The sequence below is a fragment of the Idiomarina zobellii genome, assembly GCF_900100855.1.
Taxonomy (GTDB): Bacteria; Pseudomonadota; Gammaproteobacteria; order Enterobacterales; family Alteromonadaceae; genus Idiomarina; species Idiomarina zobellii.
In genome coordinates, this window is record NZ_FNCB01000006.1 from 72,619 (window position 1) to 93,438 (window position 20,820).

Consider the following 20,820-nt stretch of genomic DNA (forward strand, 5'->3'; position numbering starts at 1 on the left):
CCGTGTTATTTCTCATCGAGTTTAATAATGCGATTAGAGATTTCATCGAGGCCGGCGGGCAAGTCCTGCTGGTCATCGGAGTCCTCATTTTTAGTATGTGGTTAATGATTCTCGAGCGCATTTTTTACTACCTGAAAGGGCATCGTGCGCGTGTTAAAGACACGCTAAAACGCTGGCAGCAACGTGAAGACAAGTCGTCCTGGAACGCAGAGCAAATTCGTCAGGCAATGATTTCACGAGTCAGTCTGGCACTGGGCGGCAATTTGCCGGTCATTAAAGCTCTGGTTGCCTTGTGTCCTTTATTAGGGCTCATGGGCACCGTGACCGGCATGATTGAAGTGTTCGACGTTATGGCGGTAACAGGTACCGGTAGCGCCCGCTCTATGGCATCGGGCGTATCAAAAGCCACTATTCCGACAATGGCGGGCATGGTTGGCGCACTGTCCGGTGTATTCGCCGCCACCTGGTTACAGCGCACCACCCGTCGCGAGCGCATGAAACTGGAAGACAAAATACTTTTAGAGCGTCACTAAGGTGAGGCTGAGGAAACAACGATGAAACAGCATTTTGCCAACTTAATTGAAGAAGAAGAGAGCAACATCGACATGACGCCCATGCTGGATGTGGTGTTCATTATGCTTATTTTCTTCATTGTTACCGCCTCTTTTGTGAAAGAAGCGGGTATTGATGTAAACCGCCCTGATGCCGCCACCGCGGTTCAGAAAAACAGGGCAAACATCTTAGTTGCGATAAGTGATAACAACGAAATTTGGATAAACAAACGCCAGGTGGATGTGCGTGCAGTGCAGGCCAATATCGAGCGCTTATACGCAGAGAACCCGCAAGGTTCTGTGGTCATTCAGGCCGACGAAGAGTCGAACACACGTGTCCTGATTAAAGTAATGGACGCAGCGCGAGCCGCTGGTGTGTATGACGTATCTGTTGCAACTGACGAAGAGTAACCCGCAATGAGACTTTTGGCAGCATTATTGGTCGCCGCGTTTGTCACTATTGGACTGTTTTACTTGATGCAGTCGTTAATAAGCGGTGGCGAAGGGGCAATGAGCGAGCCGCCGCGAGGCAGTGTGCTGGACTTTGTGCGTACACCAGAGCCTGAAGAAGTGCAGGAAAAGGAGCGTAAGCCTGAGCGTCCCCCAGAGCCTGAACAGCCGCCTGAAGATTTGCCGCAACCACAAATGGATAACGACATTGCTGATGCGGATAGCGGCTCAGGTTACGACTTCTCGGCCGGTATGGATGCCGGTGCCGACATTGGCAATGGCATGTCACTGCAAGCCAGCGACGGCGAGTATCTGCCTATTGTGAAAGTGCAGGCGGCTTACCCTCGGCGTGCGTTACAGCGTGGTATTGAAGGTTATGTGGTGGTGGAATTTACTGTGACCAAACAAGGCTCGGTGCGTGATCCTGTCGTTGTCCAGGCAGAGCCGGAAGGCATTTTTGATCAGGCTGCTATGGATGCGGTACTGAAATTCAAATACAAACCACGGGTCATTGATGGTGAAGCGGTTGAAGTTGACGGAGTCAGAAACCGCATGACCTTCGAAATGAACTAATTGGGTGACTTATGAACATGAAATTTGTGGTGATTGCCGCCTTAAGTGGCTGGATAGCATTAACGCAGCCAGTGCTTGCACAACAAACGGAACGTGTGCCAGCACTGCGCGAAAAAGTATATGGTCAGCTGGCACGGGCGCAGGAACAAGCCGACAACGGTAATCTTCAGCAAGGGCTTAGCATACTGTCAGACATTGAAGGCAAAGCCGACAGTATGAACAGTTATGAGCGTGCCATGCTCTGGAACTTCTACGGCTTTATGTATTACGAGCAGGATCAAATAGGCCAGGCCATTAACTATTTCGAGAAAGTTGTGAATGAATCGCCAATTCCCGAGTCGCTCAAAAAAAGTACCCTGTTCAGCCTGGCTCAACTGGCGTTAAGCGAAGGTCAGTATCAACGTTCTGTAGAATTTCTGGGGCGCTGGGAAGCGTTGGCTGAACAAGACGAATTGGGCAAAGCCTGGGTATTAAAAGCGCAAGCCTTTTATCAGTCGGGAGACTTTAATAAAGCGCTGCCGCTCATTGATAAAGCCATTGCTAATGCAGACGCCAACAAGAAAACGCCCGACGAAAACTGGTTAATACTCAAACGTGCACTGCACTATGAACTGGAACAAACTGAACAAGTCGCCAAAGTCATGGAACGCCTGGTCACTGACTACAGTAAACCGGAATACTGGCTGCAACTGGCGGGTGTCTACGCGCAGTTAGAGCAGGACAAAAAGCAATTAGCGGTTCTGGAAGCAGCGAATCAGCAGGGTTTTATTGAAAAAGCCAGCGACTGGCGTCAGCTCGCACAAGCGTACTACTTTAATGAACTGCCGTTTAAAGCAGCAGAGACATTAAGCAACGCCATGCAAAAGGGTGTGGTCGAAGCCAATGTTGATAATCTGAAATTCATAGCGCAGGCCTACGCTCAGGCAAAAGAGTATGAATTAGCCATTCAGGCCTATGAGAAAGCATCAGAGCAGGTCGACCATGGCGACTTTGCCGCGCAAATTGCACAACTGCATTTAAACCTGAACAATAATGACCAAGCCATTAAGTACGTTGAACGCAGCCGTAATAAAGGCCAGGTATCGAACCCGGGACATTTGCATTTAGTAGAAGGAATGGCGGCGTTAAATTTAAAAGACTACAAGCTGGCGCTACAAGCCTTTGAACAGGCAAGCGAATATGAAAAAACAGCATCTGCTGCAAAGCAGTGGTTAAAGTACGCGAAAGCGCAATATCGACAAAAGGAGCAGCTTGCCTCATTAGCTGACTTATAACTGTCATAAAGCTGTAACAAAAAAGACATAGAATTGACTCATGACAGAAAAATAACTGCAATAATTCGCAGCGTGTCTATATGCGGTTAAGAATTAGGCAGTTTAGTAATGAGTTAATGAGGGTTCTATGAAAAAGTCTTTAATTGCGTTGTTAATTGCGGGCGCTACTTTTCCAGCGTTTGCGAACGACGATGGTACACTAACCGTTTATGGTCGTGCCAATGTGTCTTTACAAAGTAATGACACTGGTGACGGTGCTGAAGCCGAAGTAGTCAGTAACGCGTCGCGCTTCGGTTTTAAAGGCGCGGCTGAGCTTAAGAGCGACTTGGAGGTATTTTATCAGCTTGAATTTGGCGTTGATCTGGCAGACTCCAGCGACGACAAAGATGCGGTAACTAATCGTAACCAAGTTGTTGGCCTGCGCGGTAACTTTGGTGAAGTCATGATTGGCCGTTACGATACCTTCCTGAAGGACTCGCAAGGCTCTATCGACGCGTTTAAAGACTACGAAGCAGACCTAAAAAGCTTATTCGTTGGTGAGGAACGCCCGGACAACACGGTAACCTATTACTCGCCAACCTATAACAACTTCACCTTTGGTGTGACTTACATTGCATCTGAAAACGACGCAGAAGATGACGGCGTTTCAATGGGGGTGTTGTACGGAGACGACAAACTTAAGAAAACACCGTTTTACGCTGCCATTGCGGTTGATCGCGACGTCGACGGTTACGACACTGAACAGTTAAGCGTGCATACCAAATTAGGTGACTTCAAACTAGGCGCTGCGCTGCAGCAGTTCGAAAGTACCAACGGCCTGGAAGACGGCGACGGCTACTTGCTGAGCGCGACTTACCCAATTAATAACTGGGTATTGAAAGGCCAATATCAGTCAGTCGACGAAAGCGGTGAAAGCGATGCGTCGTTCTCGTTCGGCGCTGACTATCATTTCACCGGCGATACGCGTGTTTACGCATGGTACACCGGTCGTGAGTGCGACATTGCCACCTACGAAAGCCGTGGCTGTGGTGCAACACCGGGCGCAGAGCAAGACTTCTTCGCCGTTGGCATTCGCCACGACTTCTCCTGGTAAGCGTCTAAAGCAGACTAATGTAGCCTGATCGCCTCGGTCAGGCTACACTATAGGCGTCATTCTCAACCTCTGTACTTAATATGACCAACCTGGCGGTACTTGGCTTTTACCTACTCATTGGTTTTATTCTAAAACGCTCCGGGAAGTGCCCCGACAACACGGCCGAAGTTCTTAACTTATACGTTATTTATGCCGCGTTACCCGGCGTTATTTTTAGCAAAGTACCAGGTCTGGAATTTTCCGCTGACTTACTTATTCCGGTTATTATTCCCTGGGTGCTGCTAGCGTTTAGTGCGGTGTTTATTTTCCTTATTGGCAGAGCACTGAAGTGGCGCAAAGAAATTGTTGGCGCCTTGTTGGTGTGCGTGCCGCTAGGTAACACGTCTTTCTTCGGCTTCCCCATGATAGAAGCCTTCTACGGCAGCGACGCTATTGCCTATGGTTTGCTCTATGACCAGTTTGGCTCCTTTTTCGGCTTAGCCATTTACTCAACCGTTATTATTGCGCTGTACAAAGATCAGAACGAAACGCCAACCGTCACTGGTGTGTTAAAGAAAATTGTGACCTTCCCGCCGTTTATTGCCTTAGTTTTAGCTCTGCTGACCAAAAGCCTGAGTTACCCGGATGTTTTCCAGAGCCTCATTGAGTCATTAGCGGTCACCTTAGTACCGGTCATTATGATAGCCGTTGGCTTTCAGCTGAAGTTTCGTCTGCCCAAGGGCAGTAAAACACCGTTGGCCATTGGCTTGTTAACCAAACTGGTATTAATGCCGGCGGTCGCTATGTTACTGCTATTCAGTTTTGGCTTTGACAGCACACTTATTCAAGTTACTGTTTTTGAAGCCGCTATGCCGCCGATGATAACGGCTGGTGCCGTTGCGATTATGGCGGGTTTGGCGCCGCGGCTATCGGCCGCCATGGTCGGTTACGGCATACTACTGGCCTTTATCACACTGCCGTTAACCTACGAATTAATGCAATTTTTGGCGTAAAACAGGAAGCGGCTATCGCCGTTTCCATGCTTTAAACATGGCTTCGGTAATACCTAAGCCGATAATTGCGCCTTCATGTAATTGCTCTAAGTCGGCTATTGTCATAGCAATAAACTTGTCTGGCTGCTCAATCTGGTTGTCATGGCAATAACGGCTCAAAAACGCACTTATTTTTGCTCCGCTAATGTCATTTCTTATGACCAGTCCCATCGCTTCTTTCCTGGCCGCTCGGTATTTAATGCGGTAGGCATCGATATCACCCAAAGACTCTTTTACCACATCATACTGTTCACAAGACTTTTTATAAGCCCACTCAAATAGCTCCAAAGCTGGCTGTACTTCGTTAGTTTCATAAAAATACAGCAGAGCCTTAAAGTAGTCCTCTTGCGGCACATCAGTAAAACTTAACGGGCATAAGTTGCCCTTTATAAATGGAATGTTACAGGTAAGCCGGGCTGTTCGTTTGTTCACATCTTCAAATGCCTGCAAGTAAGACAAATGCACTAGCAGAAAAAAGCTTTGTTCAAAAGGGTCGCTAATTTGCTCGGCTTTTAACAACACGCGTGCTAATACTTCTTTAATTTGGTGAGGGTTGCTGAGAGGTGTATACGCCGACTTCCCAATAGTCACTTCAAGCTCTCGCTCTTTTCCACACGCATTAGGATTCGCCAGTAAGTCTTGAGACAACAAGTAATGAATGTTTCGAACGGTAAAAGAGCTGAGTGTTATATCTTCTGCATTTTCAATCAGAAATTCGATGGCTTCCTTATGGTTCATTATCATCACGGTTTCTTCATGAACCTTACCCTCTGCTGATACCCCTTGTTCTATCAGTTTCTGAGTGTCGAGCTTAGAGTACGTATTGCCCTCTAAACGGCTTGAGTTGTACGACAAGTCTATAAGTAGTTTTTGTCCAATCTCTTTAGCATAAGTCCCAGCAGCCAACGCTTTGTCAACTCGCTTACCCATTGTGTGAAGCTTAGTGCGCACAGACAACGGCACGTAAAAAGTCTTGTTAGGAGTATATTGCTCGACTAACTGCCGTTGGTAAGTACTTTTAGTTCGGCCATAGGGGGGCGTATTAAGGTAAGTTAGCTGGGCTAAGGACTCTGCTGAAAAAATAGGGTGTTGATTATATTCATTCCCTTTTTCATTTAGTGCAAGGCTTTCCGTAACTGAACGCTCTGTTGCAGAACTGCTAATACCATAAGATGCCAGGCGATAAGTACGAGCTTTCTTCTCACCGTCAGCAATCACCTGTCCATGCTCAACCAGCTTTTTCAGCCTTCGCTGTAGCGTCTTTTTGGGCATGTCGACTGCTAGGTGGTTTTGCAAAGCACCGACGGACAAGGGCTGTCCAATACTTTCCAGACATGTAAGTATAGCTTCTAATTCAGCTTGAATGGTCATAACACTCACTTTATTGGACAGCTAATGCAATATTAATGTCCATTAAAGCATATTTATTGGACATTGCACAGTATTTTTGTCCAATAAATTAAACGATATTGGACAAATAGACCCAAAAGCATCATAAACAAAAGAAATCTTACAGCAATGTGTCGCTGGTCATAAAAATGTCATATTCTTTAGTAATAATTGGCTCAACTGATCCAATAAGGGACTAAATACATGTCGCGTAGAATTCTAATAGTAGAAGATGAAGCCCCCATTCGTGAGATGTTGAGCTTTGTTATGGAGCAACACGGCTATCAAGCAGTCGAAGCTCATGATTTTGATGCCGCTGTCGGTAAAATTGCCGAGCCATACCCCGACATGGTATTGCTCGACTGGATGCTGCCGGGCGGCTCAGGTATTCAACTGGCCAAAAAAATTAAAGGCGATGACTTTACCCGCAATATACCTATTATTATGTTGACCGCCCGCGGCGAAGAAGAAGACAAAATAAAAGGCCTGGAAGTTGGCGCTGATGACTACATTACTAAACCATTTTCGCCAAAAGAGCTGATGGCTCGTATGCGTGCCGTGTTTAGACGTGTGGCGCCAACCGTGTTAGACGAGCCGTTGGAAGTTGAAGGCTTAAAGCTCGACCCCGTATCGCACCGCATTTCGGTTGGCGACAACAGTGTTGACATGGGACCAACCGAATTCAAGCTACTGCACTTTTTTATGACACACCCAGAGCGCGTCTACAGCCGTGAACAACTGCTGGACCACGTTTGGGGCACTAATGTTTACGTCGAAGACAGAACCGTTGATGTGCATATTCGTCGGTTACGCAAAGCGTTGGCTGACCACGGTTTCGACCGGTTAATACAGACCGTGCGAGGAGTCGGTTATCGTTTCTCGAGTCGTTAACAGCGAGTCTGCTTGATATGGACAGAGACTATTCAAACTGGCAGTCGCTGCGCAATTTGGCGCTTTTCCTGCTGCCGTTTATTTTTGTTGGCTGGCTGTTCGGTATTTTCTGGCCGCTGCTGACGTTCGCTTTGCTGGGCCTGGTGTGCTGGCATTATTTTTATCAGCAAAAGCTCATTAAATGGTTATGGCAAAGTCGTACCTTAATGCCGCCATCAGCGCCGGGCAGCTGGTCGTATATTTATGACGGCATTTATCGCTCGCAACGCCGCAGCCAAAAGCGTCGTAAATCACTGGCTCGCTTATTAAGACGTTTTCGGGAAGCGGCAGAAGCACTACCGGATGCAGCTATTGTGTTTCGAGCCGACGGTGCGCTGTTGTGGAGCAACAAACTCGCACAGTTTTATTTTGGTTTGCGCTGGCCGGACGACGCCGGACAAAGGCTGTCTAACCTTATTCGTCACCCGGAGTTTTCGGTGTATCTCAGCAAAGGTCAGTTTGATGATGCTCTCACTATTCCTTCTCCTGTGCGCGACAGTCTCGACATTGAAATTCGCATTATGCCGTACAGCGAAGACCAGTTCTTGTTGGTTGCGCGTGACGTTACCCAAGTTAAACGTCTGGACTCAATGCGTCGAGAGTTCGTTGCTAACGTGTCGCACGAGTTAAAAACGCCGTTGACGGTGTTACAGGGGTATCTGGAAATGCTGGAAGAGCCGGAACAAACGCCGCCGGCTATGCTGAAAAAAGCGGTCGAAAATATGAACGCGCAAAGTGACCGCATGGGCAACTTAGTCGACCAACTACTCGTGCTGTCACGCATGGAAACTCCAAGTGACGACGTGTTCGACCACGAAGTGAATGTGCCGGCTCTACTGGAGCAGCTACAAACGGAAGCGCATCGCCTTAACGAACAAAAGCAACACAAGCTGCAGTTTAATATCGACCCCATTCATATTTACGGCAAAGAATCGTTACTACGCAGTGCCATGCAGAACCTGATTACTAACGCCATTCGTTACACGCCGGAAGGCGGCGAAATAGAGGTGAGCTGGAAAGAGACTTCGGGCGGTGTTGAATTCAGCGTGACCGATAATGGCAAAGGCATACCAGCGCAGCATTTGCCGAGACTGACTGAACGTTTTTATCGCATAGATGAAGACCGAAACAGCGCCAGTGGCGGAACCGGGCTGGGCTTATCTATAGTTAAGCAAGCTGTTGAGCACCATAATGCACAACTGGACATAAGCAGTACGCCGGGCAAAGGCAGTCGTTTTGCATTTCAACTGCCCCACGGATTAATTAAGTCATAAATTTTTCACATTGTCATAAAGCTGTCATAAAACGTTCTTAAACTACGCATTATCGAAGAACGACTTTCTGAAGTTAGACAAAACCCACAGAGGTGAAAAACATGTTTCAATCAACTTTGAACAAGACATTAACTGGTTTAGTAGCGGCGGGCACTTTAATGTTCAGCTCGCTGGCAGCAGCAACCGATGACTTACCAGAATATGAAAAAGTCAGCGGTTTATCAGGCAACTTATCATCGGTTGGCTCTGACACTCTGGCTAACATGATGACGTTTTGGGGCGAAGAATTTAAGCGCATGTACCCAAGCGTTAACATCCAAATTCAAGCGGCGGGCTCTTCTACTGCGCCACCAGCACTGACCGAAGGCACTTCAAGCTTCGGCCCTATGAGCCGCGCGATGAAGTCAAAAGAAATCGAAGCTTTTGAAAAGCGCCACGGTTACAAACCAACACCAGTACGTGTTGCTATCGACGCGTTAGCGGTATTCGTGCATAAAGATAACCCAATCGAAGGTTTATCGATTGCCGAAGTTGACGCTATTTTCTCGTCAACCCGTAAATGCGGTGCTAACCAGCAAGTGAACCGCTGGGGACAACTGGACTTAGACGGCGACTGGACTAGCCGTGACTTACAGCTGTACGGTCGCAACTCGGTGTCAGGTACTTATGGTTACTTTAAAGAAGTGGGTCTTTGTGACGGTGACTTCCGCTCTAACGTAAACGAGCAACCTGGCTCAGCGTCAGTTGTTCAGTCAGTCTCTACGTCACTGAACGCAATTGGTTATTCAGGTATTGGTTATGTCACTTCTGGTGTGAAAGCGGTACCTATTGCTAAGGGCGACGGCGACGACTTTATTGAAGCGTCACGTGAAGCCGCATTGGCAGGCAAATATCCGCTGGCACGTTTCCTCTACGTATACGTGAACAAGCACCCGAACAAACCATTAGGTAAAGCAGAAGCTGAGTTCATGAAAATGATTCTGTCAAAACAAGGCCAGGACATTGTGAACAAAGACGGCTATATCGGCTTGCCGAAGCAAGTGGTCGAAGCAGAGCTGAAAAAACTCGGCCTTAGCCACTAAAAAATTACGTCATAACAAAGCCGGTAGTTCATTGAAACTACCGGCTTTTTTCTATTTTGACACTTTAGTGAAGAAAATATGACGGAACTGTAACAGTACTGTCATAAAACTTTACTACACTATTATCCAGTTAAGACGCAGTTAAACTTAAAGTCATTTTAGAGTCCGAGGTCACAATGGCAACACAATCTGCCCAGCAGCTGTCGGCCAATCGCATGCGATTGTTCAAAGACCGTTTCGCGCGATACGGCGTAACGGCTGGCGGCGTTATGGTATTGGTCGCACTGCTTCTGATCTTCTTCTACCTGCTTTACGTGGTGCAGCCGATATTTGAGTCGGTCAGCCTGAAAAAAGTAAACAGTTTTAACCTGCCCGAGTCGGGACAAGTTGAAGCCGTTGGTATGGAAGAGCAGGCCGAAATTGGTTATCGCTTTTTACGAAGTGGTGAGCTGCAATTTTTCTCCCTTATCGACAAAAATGATCGTCGCTCAGGCGATATTTTACTAAGCGAAACTTTTGTCGAACCGAAAAATGTTAGCAGCTTTGCGAAAACCTTACCGGTAAACCACCAGTACGCCTATGGGTTGGAGTCAGGTGAAGCTGTTGTGGTTGAACCTAAGTTTTCAGTGACTTTCCCGGAAACAGCCGCAACCGCTGCAACAGACAAAGTTGAACGTGTCATTACGCCTCGTTTTGAGGTGAAAAATGACGGGCAGCCGCTGGTTGTCGATGAAAACGGTCGCGCACTTGAAAAGCTGTCCTATGAAACTGACGGCGACGGGATGCTGTTCGCTGCAGCGGTTGAAAACAGCACCTTGCTGATAACGCACTTTGTTGCCGAAGAGAACTTCATGACCGGCGCAGTTACATTAACGCCGAACTACACTGAAATTCCTTTAAATACCGCTATTGATGACATTGTTGTCACGCCGGACTTACGACAAGTCATTGCGCGTCGTGGCAACCGCGTGCACGTATTCGATATTTCCATTAGTGGTAACGTAACCGAGCGTGAACTGCTGCCTATGCGCACGCGCGAGCTGGGTAATGCCACCGGCATGTACCTGTTGGCCGGGGCGTCTTCTGTGTTGTTAACCCATGACACAGGGAAAGTCTCACAGTGGTTTGAAGTACCGGGTGACGATGGCCGTCAGTATCAGTACATTCGCAGCTTCGACGCCGGCTCACCGATCACTGAAATTGAAGTAGAATATTATCGCCGTACGTTTTACACCTTGTCTGAAAACGGCGACATGAACATTTTTCATACCACGGCAGAGGCAGATCTCTATCGAGGTAAGCCCGCCGAGGCTGAAGTTCAAGCAGTCATGGTTGACCCGCGCGCTAACTATCTGCTGATGAAAACAGCCGAAGGTTATGGCTTGTACGACGTCGACAATGAGCACCCGGAAGTCAGCTGGAGTGGTTTGTGGCAGGAGGTCTGGTACGAAGGCTATCCAGAGCCGGATTACACCTGGCAATCAACCTCGGGCTCTGACGACTTTGAGTCCAAATTTAGCCTGGTGCCTATTTCTTTCGGTACTATTAAAGCCGCTGCTTACGCCATGTTATTCGCGGTGCCTATTGGTTTAGCCGCAGCGGTTTACACGGCTTACTTTATGTCGCCGTCGGTGCGCAGATACGTCAAACCGACCGTCGAAATAATGGAAGCATTGCCTACGGTTATTCTTGGTTTCCTTGCCGGCCTTTGGTTAGCGCCCTTGGTCGAGGCCTATTTGCCTGGGTTTGTGGCGGTGCTCTTGCTGGTGCCCTTGGCCATTATTCTTATGGCAGCCCTGTGGAGCCAGTTACCGACTCAAATTAAGAGCAAAGTCAACGACGGCCGCGCCGCATTACTGTTAATTCCGGTTGTCCTGGCAGTGGGTTGGTTCTCGTTTGAAATCAGTCCGTGGGTCGAGCAGGTCATGTTTGACGGTGATGCACGTCGCTTTATTACTAACGAACTTGGCGTTACTTTCGACCAACGTAACTCGCTGGTGGTGGGCATTGCAATGGGCTTTGCGGTTATCCCAACCATATTCTCCATTGCTGAAGACGCGGTATTTAGCGTACCTAAGCACTTGTCGAATGGCTCATTAGCATTGGGTGCGACACCATGGCAAACCCTGACCAAAGTGGTGTTGCTGACAGCCAGCCCGGGTATTTTCTCAGCCGTGATGATGGGACTGGGCCGTGCCGTTGGTGAAACCATGATAGTACTCATGGCAACAGGTAACACGCCAATTATGGACTGGAACATCTTTGAAGGTATGCGCACCTTGTCGGCGAACATTGCGGTTGAAATGCCGGAGTCAGAGGTAGGCAGCTCGCATTACCGCATTCTGTTCCTGGCAGCCTTTGTGTTGTTCATATTCACCTTCTTCTTTAACACCATTGCTGAATTTGTGCGCCAACGCTTGCGCGACAAATACAGCTCAATGTAATCCGGAATTGAGGTTTAACGATGAAAAAGTGGTTTAGAACCGGAAAACCCTGGATTTGGCTAACCGCTGGCTCGGTCAGCATCAGCCTAATTGCGGTCATTGGGCTGGTTATCATGATTGGCTGGCGCGGACTGTCCTTCTTCTGGCCATCTGCCATCCATGAAATGGATATTAAGCAGGCCGATGGCAGCACCAAGCACATAATCGGTGAGGTGTACGACTCAGAAGTGGTGCCGACAACGCGTTTGCCACAGTCCATGGTCGACTTGGCCGACATAGAATCAGAAACCGTCACTCGTTACCTAATGAAAATTGGTAACCGTGAATACGTGCCGCTGGACTTTACCTGGGTGCTGGAGTCATTGGTCACCAAAGACACCACGCCAAAAAATATGGCGGTTATTGAGCGCAGTAAAGACGGCAACTTTTACGGCCGCATTACGGCAGTCACCGAAAATGGCGAAGTTGTTGCCAAACAAAGTGACGAAGACTTCCGAAAAGTCATGTTCGAGCGTGTTGAACGTGCGGTCGAACTGAATATGCAGGCTATGGGGCTGCAGGAAGGCGAAATATCGTCTATCAACTACCAGCTGAATGAGCTGTCGCTTGAGCGCCGCCGACTGGAGTTACAGGACGAGTTGACTGAGCAGGCTATCGCCGACTTACAGGCACAGCGTGAGCAGTTAAACGCCGACTATCAAGTCTACGAAAAAGAGCTATTCGATCTGCGTGAACAGGCACAGCGGGACGCTTTAATCGTGAAGGACTTTCGTGGCGAAGACGTAAAAGTGCCCATGTATCGGGTGTTAGACGTTAACTTCCCGAATGACATGGGCTTTTTCGCCAAGCTGGGGCATTTCTTCCAGCAAATTGGTAAGTTTGTCAGTGACGACCCGCGTGAGGCAAACACAGAAGGCGGCGTATTCCCGGCCATTTTCGGTACCGTATTTATGGTACTGCTCATGTCCATTATTGTGACACCCTTTGGTGTGGTTGCAGCGGTTTATCTGCACGAATACGCCGGTAAAAACCCGGTCACCAAGCTCATCCGTATTGCGGTCATTAACCTGGCCGGTGTCCCGTCGATTGTTTACGGCGTATTTGGCCTGGGCTTCTTCGTTTACATGGTGGGTGGCAGCCTGGACCAAATTTTCTATCCGGAAGCTTTGCCGAATCCAACCTTTGGTACGCCGGGCGTGCTCTGGTCTGCGGTAACTCTGGCTATACTGACACTGCCGGTGGTTATTGTCTCGACTGAAGAAGGCTTGTCACGCATTCCGCCATCGTTGCGCGAGGGCAGTTTGTCGCTGGGTGCAACCAAGTGGGAAACCATCTGGCGCATTATATTGCCAATGGCATCGCCGGCTATTATGACAGGGCTTATTTTGGCCGTCGCTCGTGCGGCGGGTGAAGTAGCACCGCTAATGCTGGTGGGTGTGGTCAAGTCGGCACCTATGCTGCCGGTAGACGGGAACTTCCCGTACTTACACTTAGACCGTAAGTTTATGCACTTAGGCTTTCATATTTACGACGTTGGCTTCCAAAGCCCGAACGTTGAAGCGGCTCGACCGCTGGTGTACGCCACCTCGTTCTTACTCATTACCGTCATTGTCGGTCTTAACCTGACGGCCATTGGTGTGCGTAACCATTTACGTGAAAAATATCGCTCTCTTGAGCACTAAAGTTTACAAAGAAGATTTTGATGAATTAGCGAAAGGGTCAGAATTTATGATTTCGGTTAACCCGAGTACAAGCAACATGGAAAAGCTGGACTTACACAACTTGCCAGCTGAACAAACCGCGTTGGACATTAAGAACCTGGACTTATACTACGGTGAAGATCAGGCCCTGCATGACATTTCCATGCGCATTCCGAAAAACCGCGTTACGGCGTTTATCGGCCCGTCAGGTTGTGGTAAATCAACCTTATTGCGTTGCATAAACCGCATGAACGACCTGGTGGAAATTTGCCGCATTGAAGGCGAAATTGAAATGCACGGCCAAAACATTTACGACAAGAACGTCGATGTTGCCGCATTAAGACGCCGTGTTGGTATGGTGTTCCAGCGTCCTAACCCGTTCCCGAAATCTATTTACGAGAATGTGGTGTACGGTCTGCGCCTGCAAGGCGTAAAAGACAAACGTGTACTGGATGAAGCGGTAGAAACCTCATTGCGCGGTGCCGCCCTCTGGGACGAAGTGAAAGACCGTTTGAACGCCAGTGCGTTCAGCCTGTCGGGTGGTCAGCAGCAGCGTTTGGTTATCGCCCGCTCTATTGCCATTGAGCCGGAAATTCTGCTGCTGGACGAACCAACGTCAGCGCTGGATCCTATCTCAACCTTAACCATTGAAGAGCTTATCACCGAGCTGAAAGAGAAGTTCACCGTGGTTATTGTTACCCACAACATGCAACAGGCGGCTCGTGTGTCAGATCAAACGGCATTCCTGTACATGGGTAAAATGATAGAATACGCAGATACTGACACCTTATTTACGACGCCTTCGGAAAAACAAACCGAAGACTACATTACCGGTCGTTACGGCTAAGGAGAGTGTTATGGATAAAATGAACATGAGTAAGCACATATCCGGTAAGTTCAATGAAGAACTTGAAGCTGTGCGTAACCGGGTATTAAGCATGGGCGGAATGGTCGAGCAGCAAATCAGCGACGCGCTGGAAGCCATTCAAAAAGGCAACGTTGAGCTGGCTGAAAAAGTCCTGAGCAGCGACCACAAAATTAACAAGCTGGAAGTGCAAATTGACGAAGAATGTGTGCACATTATCGCTAAACGTCAGCCGGCGGCCAGTGACCTGCGTTTGGTTATTGCTATTATCAAAACCATTGCCGACTTAGAGCGCATTGGTGACGAAGCAGAGCGCATTGCCAAAGTGGCGAAAGAAAGCTTCAACAAAGACCAGCAGCAGCTGTTGGCCAGCCTGGAAAACTTAGGACAGCACATTCTCAGCATGTTGCGTAAAGTGCTCGATGCCTTTGCACGCATGGATTTAGAGGCCGCTTACGAGGTGCATCAGCAGGACGAGCAAGCCGACCGCCAGTACGAAGCACTGACGCGTCAGCTAATGACCTACATGATGGAAGACTCGCGGTCTATTCCGAAAATTATGGATGTTCTGTGGTCTGCCCGCTCGCTGGAGCGCATGGGTGACCGTTGTCAGAACATTGCCGAGTACATTATCTTCTTTGTGAAAGGTAAAGACGTGCGCCATGTTTCGCCAGAGAGCATGGAACGCACGGTAATGGGGAATAAACTCGACTAAAACAGACGCCGGGCGCGAATGGTGCCTGGAATGTCTTTCAGTTGTTGCAGGATATCGGCACCATTCTCGCTGTCGATATCCATAACAACATAACCGACGGTTTCATCGGTTTGTAAGTATTGACCCGCGACGTTTATTTCGTTGTCACTAATAATACGGTTAATAGCGTTCAGCATACCCGGCTGGTTTTTGTGAATATGCAGCAATCGCTGTGTGGTCGCATGCGTTGGCAAACTGACTTCCGGGAAGTTCACCGCTGACAACGTCGAACCATTGTCAGAATAACGCACCAGTTTCCCGGCCACTTCCACACCAATGTTTTCTTGTGCTTCCAGTGTTGAACCACCAATGTGTGGTGTCAGCAGACAGTTTTTCAAACCGCGCAGCGGCGACACAAATTCGTCATTATTGCCTTTAGGCTCAACGGGGAACACATCAATAGCCGCGCCGCCTAAGTGGCGAGACGACAAACCGTCGGCCAAAGCCTCAATATCAACCACTGTGCCGCGCGACGCGTTAATCAGTAAGCTACCGGGTTTCATGCGCTCAATTTGGCGACGGCCAATCATCCACTGAGTTTGCTCAGTTTCCGGTACATGCAACGTCACAATGTCGGCCTGGGCCAGCAAGTCATCCAACGTTGGTACTGACTGCGCATTGCCCATAGGGAGTTTGTCTTCCACATCGTAGTAGCGAATGTGCATGCCCAGTTGCTCGGCAAGCACGCTCAGCTGACTGCCAATGTGGCCATAACCAATAATACCGAGAATTTTACCGCGCGCCTCGAACGACTGTTTCGCCGACTTCAGCCAGCCACCTTCATGAGCTACTGCGTTTTTCTCAGGAACACCGCGCAGCAACATAATAATTTCAGCCAGTACCAGCTCGGCCACACTGCGGGTATTAGAAAACGGCGCATTAAACACAATAACACCGTGTTTTTTCGCCGCCTCAAGGTCGACTTGGTTGGTACCAATACAAAAACAGCCAACCGCAATGAGTTTTTCCGCCGCCGCAAACACCCGTTCATTCAACTGGCTGCGCGAGCGTATGCCGACAATGTGCGCGTCTTTAATTTTCTCACACAACTCGTCTTCGCTGAGCGAGGTTTGCAGAATCTCTAAATTGTTATAACCGTGGTGACGGAAAAGCTGTATAGCACTGTCGTGCACACCTTCTAACAATAAAACTTTTATCTTGTCTTTCGACAATGACTTTTGCATTAGCCTGCTACCTTCAGTGTTTCAACGCCGTCTTCGCGAGCAATAAGCGCAACGTCGGCGCCACGCTGCGCGAATAAGCCGTTGGTGACCACACCGACAATATTATTAAGGTCCGACTCAAGCTCCATAGGCTTCATAATGTCCAGGTTGTGCACATCCAGAATCCAGTTGCCGTTGTCAGTCGTGAAGCCCTGGCGCCACACCGGGTCACCGCCTAACTTCACAATTTCCCGCGCCACATAAGAGCGCGCCATAGGAATAACCTCAACCGGTAACGGGAAGCTGCCTAAACGACCCACGCGTTTGCTGTCGTCGGCCACACAAATGAATTTATCCGCCACCGCCGCAATAATTTTCTCGCGAGTCAGCGCTCCGCCACCGCCCTTTATCATTTGGCCGTGCTCGTTAATTTCGTCGGCGCCGTCAATATAGACCGGAACATCCGCTACTGAGTTTAAGTCAAACACCTCAATGCCATGGGCTTTCAGGCGTTTGGTCGACTCCTCAGAGCTTGACACCGCACCTTCAATATCGTCTTTTCGTTTTGCCAGCTCATCGATAAAAAAGTTAACTGTCGAGCCGGTACCAACACCGACGACAGTACCATTTTCAATGTACTGCATGGCTGCTTCAGCAGCGGCTTTTTTGAGTAAATCTGCATTGCCTGACATAGTGGAATTCCCCGTTTGACTTTTAGCGTCAGTATAAGGTTTTTGTTGGTTTTTATCGAACGCTTTACCGCAAAAACGTGATTAAAAACGCCAGTGTTTACCCGGAGTAATAATTTCCGGCAAAGGAATGTCCCAGGCCTCGACAGGCAGCTCACTAACCCGCTGCTCGTCATAACTTAGCCCAATCGGGAATAAATGGGGTGTATGTCCGTTATACCAGTGGGCTAATGTGCGGTCGTAATAACCGCCGCCCATACCCAGGCGGTTGCCTTTTTCGTCAAAACCCACCAGTGGCAGCAGTAGTACATCAATGTCAGTCAGTGGCACCACGTTATCGACACGCAGCTCCGGCTCTTCTATGCCGTACTTGTTTTGAGTCATGCGGGTGTCAGGGGAGTAGCGCAAAAACAATAAATGACCTTTGGCGAACGGGTGTAATACCGGCAGTACCGTTTGAAAGCCGTTTTCCCAAAGTCGCTGAATAACTGGCTGTGTTGGCAACTCGCCGGCAAAACTGTGATACACCGCAACAGTGGTTTGGGCTGGCTCTAACCCGCGCAGTCGCTGCTCAACAGCGTCAGCAACCGCCATGCCGGCCTGTTTGGCATAGTCCTGGGGTAAGCTGCGGCGAATTTGCTGTAACTTGCGTCGGAGTTCTTGTCGGGTCATGCTAAAGTCTGTGTCAGTCAGCCGAACGAATGAGTCGAGGATAACCGATGAAAACAATAAAAACGATAGCTTTCACCTGCGCAGCCTTGTTGCTTGCTGCTTCCTCTCAGGTGTTTTCCGCCCCGTTAATGCAGGCTCCACCGAAAGCACCGGAGCGCGAGCAGGGCGAAGGACCTTATGATCGCTTAATTCTGCGTGGCGGTACTCTCATTACCGGCGAAGGCGCGCCGCCACAAGGCCCGGTCGATATTGTTATTGAAGACGACCGCATTACTCAAATTGTCAGTGTGGGTAACCCGGGTGTGCCTATTATCGACTCGCGCCGCCCTAAAGCAGGTCGCGGCGACAAAGAAATGGATGTGTCCGGCCATTATATTCTGCCCGGCTTTATCGACATGCATGCTCACATTGGCGGCTCCGCCGAAGGCATTCCGGCAGAGTATGTACTGAAATTATGGCTGGGACACGGCATTACTACCATTCGCGAACCCGGCAGCTTTAACGGTCTTAGCTGGGTGCAGTGGCATCAGGAACAAGCGCAGGACAACGACATTGCCTCGCCGCGCATTGTGCCTTATGTCGGTTTCGGACAAGGTTGGGAAGAGCCCATTTATGGCGCTGAGCAAGCCCGCGACTGGGTACGCTATATAAAAGACAAAGGCGCTGCTGGCATTAAGTTCTTTGGCGCATCACGTAAGGTGATGGAAGCGGCGCTCGACGAAGCTAACAAACAAGGTCTGGGCACCATGATGCATCACGCTCAGCTCAACGTTATGTCCATGAACGCACTGGACTCGGCTCGTTTAGGACTGACCTCAATGGAGCACTGGTACGGTTTACCGGAAGCTTTATTCGAAGAGCAGCGCATTCAGGACTATCCCGCGCATTACAACTACAACAACGAACAGCATCGTTTTGAAGAAGCAGGGCGTTTATGGAAACAGGCGGCTGAACCGGGCTCTGAAAAGTGGAACGCCGTTCGTGATGAACTGATAGAACTCGACTTCACTATTAACCCAACACTCACTATTTACGAAGCCTCGCGAGATCTAATGCGCGAACGCCAGGCCATTTGGCACGACGAATACACACTGCCAAGACTGTGGGACTTTTTCGAGCCAAGTCGTTATGCACACGGCTCGTACTGGTTCGACTGGACCACCGACAATGAAATTGCCTGGAAAAAGAACTACGACAAGTGGATGACCTTCCTGAAAGACTATCACGCCAACGGCGGTCGCATTACGCTGGGCTCTGACGCGGGCTATATCTATAAAATTTATGGTTTTGGTTACATTCGCGAAATGGAACTGCTGCGTGAAGCCGGGCTAAATGCGTTAGAAGTAATACATGCGGCAACGGTTGCAGGGTCTGAGGCCTTAGGCATGGAGGACGACATTGGCAGCATTGCGCTGGGCAAAAAAGCCGACATGGTTATTGTGAAAGAAAACCCACTGGCGAACTTTAAAGTGCTGTATGGAACCGGTCACTTCAAACTTAACGACCAGAACAAACCCATGCGCACCGAAGGCATTCAGTACACCATTAAAGACGGTATCGTTTACGACGCTCAGGCGCTGCTGGAAGACGTAAAGCGCATTGTCGCAAAAGAAAAAGCCGAACGTGCTGAGTAAGGCTTTAACCTGATAAGAAATGGTGGTTCCCCAAGGTGCCGCTGCTGGCTGTAGCCCTTGAACCCATTGGTTCAAGGCGGGGAGCAAGTGGTATCCGTCGTAGGCTTCCCGGTGCATGCCGGGCTTGCTCATGACGGGCCAGTGATCCCCTTTTAATACAAGCATCGGCTCAGGGACATTAGCCTGCTGGCAAACACCCCAGGGAACCGCAGAAAAGGGTTACTGTTTTGTCTATTTAGCGATTACGCTGCGAACGCTGTTCGCTCATTGCTTGTTCAATTGTCGCCTGAAGCAGTTGAATTTTCTCTTCAAGCTTGGCTGTTTTGGCCGACTGTTCGTTCTGGTCTTGTATCCATTCGTGGCACAAGTTTAATGCGGTCATCACGGCTATTTGTTCGACATTGGTCAGCTGCGTGTTTTCCTTGGTCTCTTCCAGCCTTTGGTTTAAGGCATCTGCCGCTTGCTGTAATGCGCTTTCCTGACCCACAGGACAGGCAACCTTATAGTTACGCTCCAGCAATTTAATATCCATGGTTTTCGCGGCCATTCAAAAGACTCCTTGCAACTGACTCATCAGCGTGAATAACTGCATTATGGCACGAGCGGCGGGCGTTTGTCAGCTAGCGATTATGTAAAGCCAGTGTTAGGATTATGGCAAGATTCACAAAAGGCGAGATTTCATGTCCACACGCTTTAATTATGACCGTTTAGTCGAACTTTACGCGGGCTACGATATGACACCGGGCGCTTCTGAAATTCAGGGTATGCTCACGGGTTTAATAGCCACCGGCAGCGAGCCAAAAAGCGACGAGCTTATGGCGGTGTTGGCAGACTTAGCTTACGACGGGCAAAGCATTCCAACAGAGCTTAAAAATTTATTACAGCAACAAGCCGAAGAAATTGAACATTCGCTGGGCGACCACGACTTAGGCTTTCGCTTGTTATTGCCGGAAGACGGCGAGCCTTTGCCAGAGCGTTTAAGTGCACTAGCCGGCTGGGTGAATGCGTTTCTCGCAGGCTACGGTGTTAACCAACAAAGCATGGCCACCTTAAGCGCCGACTTAAAAGAAGCCATTGAAGACATGGTAGAGCTGGCAAAAATTGAGTTTACCGAAGAAGGTGGCGGCGAGGAAGAAGAGCGCGCTTACTTTGAAATTGTCGAATACCTGCGCGTATCGGCCATGATGTGCTACACCGAGTTAGGCCGCAAAGAGCAGCCAGCCAATCAACCACCAAAAACACTGCACTAATT

20 protein-coding genes and 1 other RNA gene are annotated in these 20,820 nt (G+C 49.1%); 15 read left to right on the forward strand and 6 right to left on the reverse strand.

The window, feature by feature from the left end; all coding sequences use genetic code 11:
- Nucleotides 1-2 precede the first annotated feature (2 nt).
- From BLT32_RS07440 to BLT32_RS07465, 6 genes are all read left to right on the forward strand, one after another.
- A complete protein-coding gene (locus tag BLT32_RS07440) occupies nucleotides 3-533 on the forward strand; it encodes a MotA/TolQ/ExbB proton channel family protein (protein ID WP_053953731.1) in 531 nt (176 codons plus the stop codon).
- A 21-nt stretch (nucleotides 534-554) separates the two neighbouring features.
- Nucleotides 555-962 carry an ExbD/TolR family protein gene (locus tag BLT32_RS07445; RefSeq protein WP_053953732.1) on the forward strand — a complete coding sequence of 136 codons (408 nt, stop codon included), beginning with the start codon at nucleotides 555-557 and terminating at the stop codon, nucleotides 960-962.
- A gap of 6 nt (nucleotides 963-968) precedes the next feature.
- Nucleotides 969-1,574 carry an energy transducer TonB gene (locus tag BLT32_RS07450; protein ID WP_053953733.1) on the forward strand — a complete coding sequence of 202 codons (606 nt, stop codon included), beginning with the start codon at nucleotides 969-971 and terminating at the stop codon, nucleotides 1,572-1,574.
- 11 nt (nucleotides 1,575-1,585) lie between these two features.
- A complete protein-coding gene (locus BLT32_RS07455; protein WP_053953734.1) occupies nucleotides 1,586-2,848 on the forward strand; it encodes a tetratricopeptide repeat protein in 1,263 nt (420 codons plus the stop codon).
- 127 nt (nucleotides 2,849-2,975) lie between these two features.
- Nucleotides 2,976-3,941 carry a porin gene (locus BLT32_RS07460; RefSeq protein WP_053953735.1) on the forward strand — a complete coding sequence of 322 codons (966 nt, stop codon included), beginning with the start codon at nucleotides 2,976-2,978 and terminating at the stop codon, nucleotides 3,939-3,941.
- An 80-nt stretch (nucleotides 3,942-4,021) separates the two neighbouring features.
- Nucleotides 4,022-4,933: an AEC family transporter gene (locus BLT32_RS07465; protein ID WP_053953736.1), complete on the forward strand. Its 912-nt coding sequence runs from the start codon at nucleotides 4,022-4,024 to the stop codon at nucleotides 4,931-4,933.
- Nucleotides 4,934-4,945: 12 nt separating this feature from the next.
- On the opposite strand, the gene BLT32_RS07470 is transcribed toward BLT32_RS07465, so the two are convergent.
- Nucleotides 4,946-6,343 (reverse strand): Fic family protein, encoded by a 1,398-nt coding sequence (locus BLT32_RS07470; protein WP_053953737.1) that lies wholly within the window; start codon nucleotides 6,341-6,343, stop codon nucleotides 4,946-4,948.
- Between the two features lie 222 nt (nucleotides 6,344-6,565).
- Here BLT32_RS07470 and phoB point away from each other — a divergent pair, with 222 nt between their 5' ends.
- The 7 genes from phoB (at nucleotide 6,566) to phoU (ending at nucleotide 15,371) form a co-directional block, all read left to right on the forward strand.
- Nucleotides 6,566-7,252: a phosphate regulon transcriptional regulator PhoB gene (gene phoB / locus BLT32_RS07475; RefSeq protein WP_053953738.1), complete on the forward strand. Its 687-nt coding sequence runs from the start codon at nucleotides 6,566-6,568 to the stop codon at nucleotides 7,250-7,252.
- Between the two features lie 17 nt (nucleotides 7,253-7,269).
- The gene (phoR, locus tag BLT32_RS07480) at nucleotides 7,270-8,565 is read left to right on the forward strand and encodes a phosphate regulon sensor histidine kinase PhoR (protein WP_053953739.1); all 1,296 of its coding nucleotides are present in this window, start codon (nucleotides 7,270-7,272) and stop codon (nucleotides 8,563-8,565) included.
- 101 nt (nucleotides 8,566-8,666) lie between these two features.
- A complete protein-coding gene (locus BLT32_RS07485) occupies nucleotides 8,667-9,647 on the forward strand; it encodes a PstS family phosphate ABC transporter substrate-binding protein (RefSeq protein ID WP_074668932.1) in 981 nt (326 codons plus the stop codon).
- A 176-nt stretch (nucleotides 9,648-9,823) separates the two neighbouring features.
- A complete protein-coding gene (locus BLT32_RS07490) occupies nucleotides 9,824-12,091 on the forward strand; it encodes an ABC transporter permease subunit (protein WP_053953740.1) in 2,268 nt (755 codons plus the stop codon).
- 20 nt (nucleotides 12,092-12,111) lie between these two features.
- Nucleotides 12,112-13,773, forward strand: coding sequence for a phosphate ABC transporter permease PstA (gene pstA / locus BLT32_RS07495; RefSeq protein ID WP_053953741.1), 1,662 nt, complete (start codon nucleotides 12,112-12,114; stop codon nucleotides 13,771-13,773).
- A 46-nt stretch (nucleotides 13,774-13,819) separates the two neighbouring features.
- Nucleotides 13,820-14,638, forward strand: coding sequence for a phosphate ABC transporter ATP-binding protein PstB (gene pstB / locus BLT32_RS07500; RefSeq protein ID WP_053953760.1), 819 nt, complete (start codon nucleotides 13,820-13,822; stop codon nucleotides 14,636-14,638).
- Nucleotides 14,639-14,648: 10 nt separating this feature from the next.
- Entirely contained in the window at nucleotides 14,649-15,371 is a 723-nt protein-coding gene (gene phoU / locus BLT32_RS07505; RefSeq protein ID WP_053953742.1) for a phosphate signaling complex protein PhoU, read from the forward strand.
- Here the strand turns inward: phoU and serA are convergent.
- From serA to BLT32_RS07520, 3 genes are all read right to left on the reverse strand, one after another.
- Nucleotides 15,368-16,594 carry a phosphoglycerate dehydrogenase gene (gene serA, locus BLT32_RS07510; protein WP_053953743.1) on the reverse strand — a complete coding sequence of 409 codons (1,227 nt, stop codon included), beginning with the start codon at nucleotides 16,592-16,594 and terminating at the stop codon, nucleotides 15,368-15,370. The genes phoU and serA overlap by 4 nt on opposite strands.
- Entirely contained in the window at nucleotides 16,594-17,265 is a 672-nt protein-coding gene (gene rpiA / locus BLT32_RS07515; protein WP_053953744.1) for a ribose-5-phosphate isomerase RpiA, read from the reverse strand. The genes serA and rpiA overlap by 1 nt, the downstream gene beginning before the upstream one ends.
- Nucleotides 17,266-17,346: 81 nt before the next feature.
- Complete coding sequence (locus BLT32_RS07520) at nucleotides 17,347-17,934, reverse strand: 5-formyltetrahydrofolate cyclo-ligase (RefSeq protein ID WP_053953745.1); 588 nt, start codon at nucleotides 17,932-17,934, stop codon at nucleotides 17,347-17,349.
- Between the two features lie 47 nt (nucleotides 17,935-17,981).
- On the opposite strand from BLT32_RS07520, the gene BLT32_RS07525 reads away from it, so the two are divergent.
- On the forward strand, nucleotides 17,982-19,568 hold the full coding sequence (locus BLT32_RS07525) for an amidohydrolase family protein (RefSeq protein WP_053953746.1): 1,587 nt from the start codon (nucleotides 17,982-17,984) through the stop codon (nucleotides 19,566-19,568).
- 23 nt (nucleotides 19,569-19,591) lie between these two features.
- Here BLT32_RS07525 and ssrS read toward each other — a convergent pair.
- Nucleotides 19,592-19,776, reverse strand: a non-coding RNA gene (gene ssrS, locus BLT32_RS07530) — 6S RNA.
- A 27-nt stretch (nucleotides 19,777-19,803) separates the two neighbouring features.
- Nucleotides 19,804-20,115: a cell division protein ZapA gene (gene zapA, locus BLT32_RS07535; protein WP_053953747.1), complete on the reverse strand. Its 312-nt coding sequence runs from the start codon at nucleotides 20,113-20,115 to the stop codon at nucleotides 19,804-19,806.
- Nucleotides 20,116-20,248: 133 nt separating this feature from the next.
- On the opposite strand from zapA, the gene BLT32_RS07540 reads away from it, so the two are divergent.
- Nucleotides 20,249-20,818 (forward strand): UPF0149 family protein, encoded by a 570-nt coding sequence (locus BLT32_RS07540; RefSeq protein ID WP_053953748.1) that lies wholly within the window; start codon nucleotides 20,249-20,251, stop codon nucleotides 20,816-20,818.
- Nucleotides 20,819-20,820: the final 2 nt, after the last annotated feature.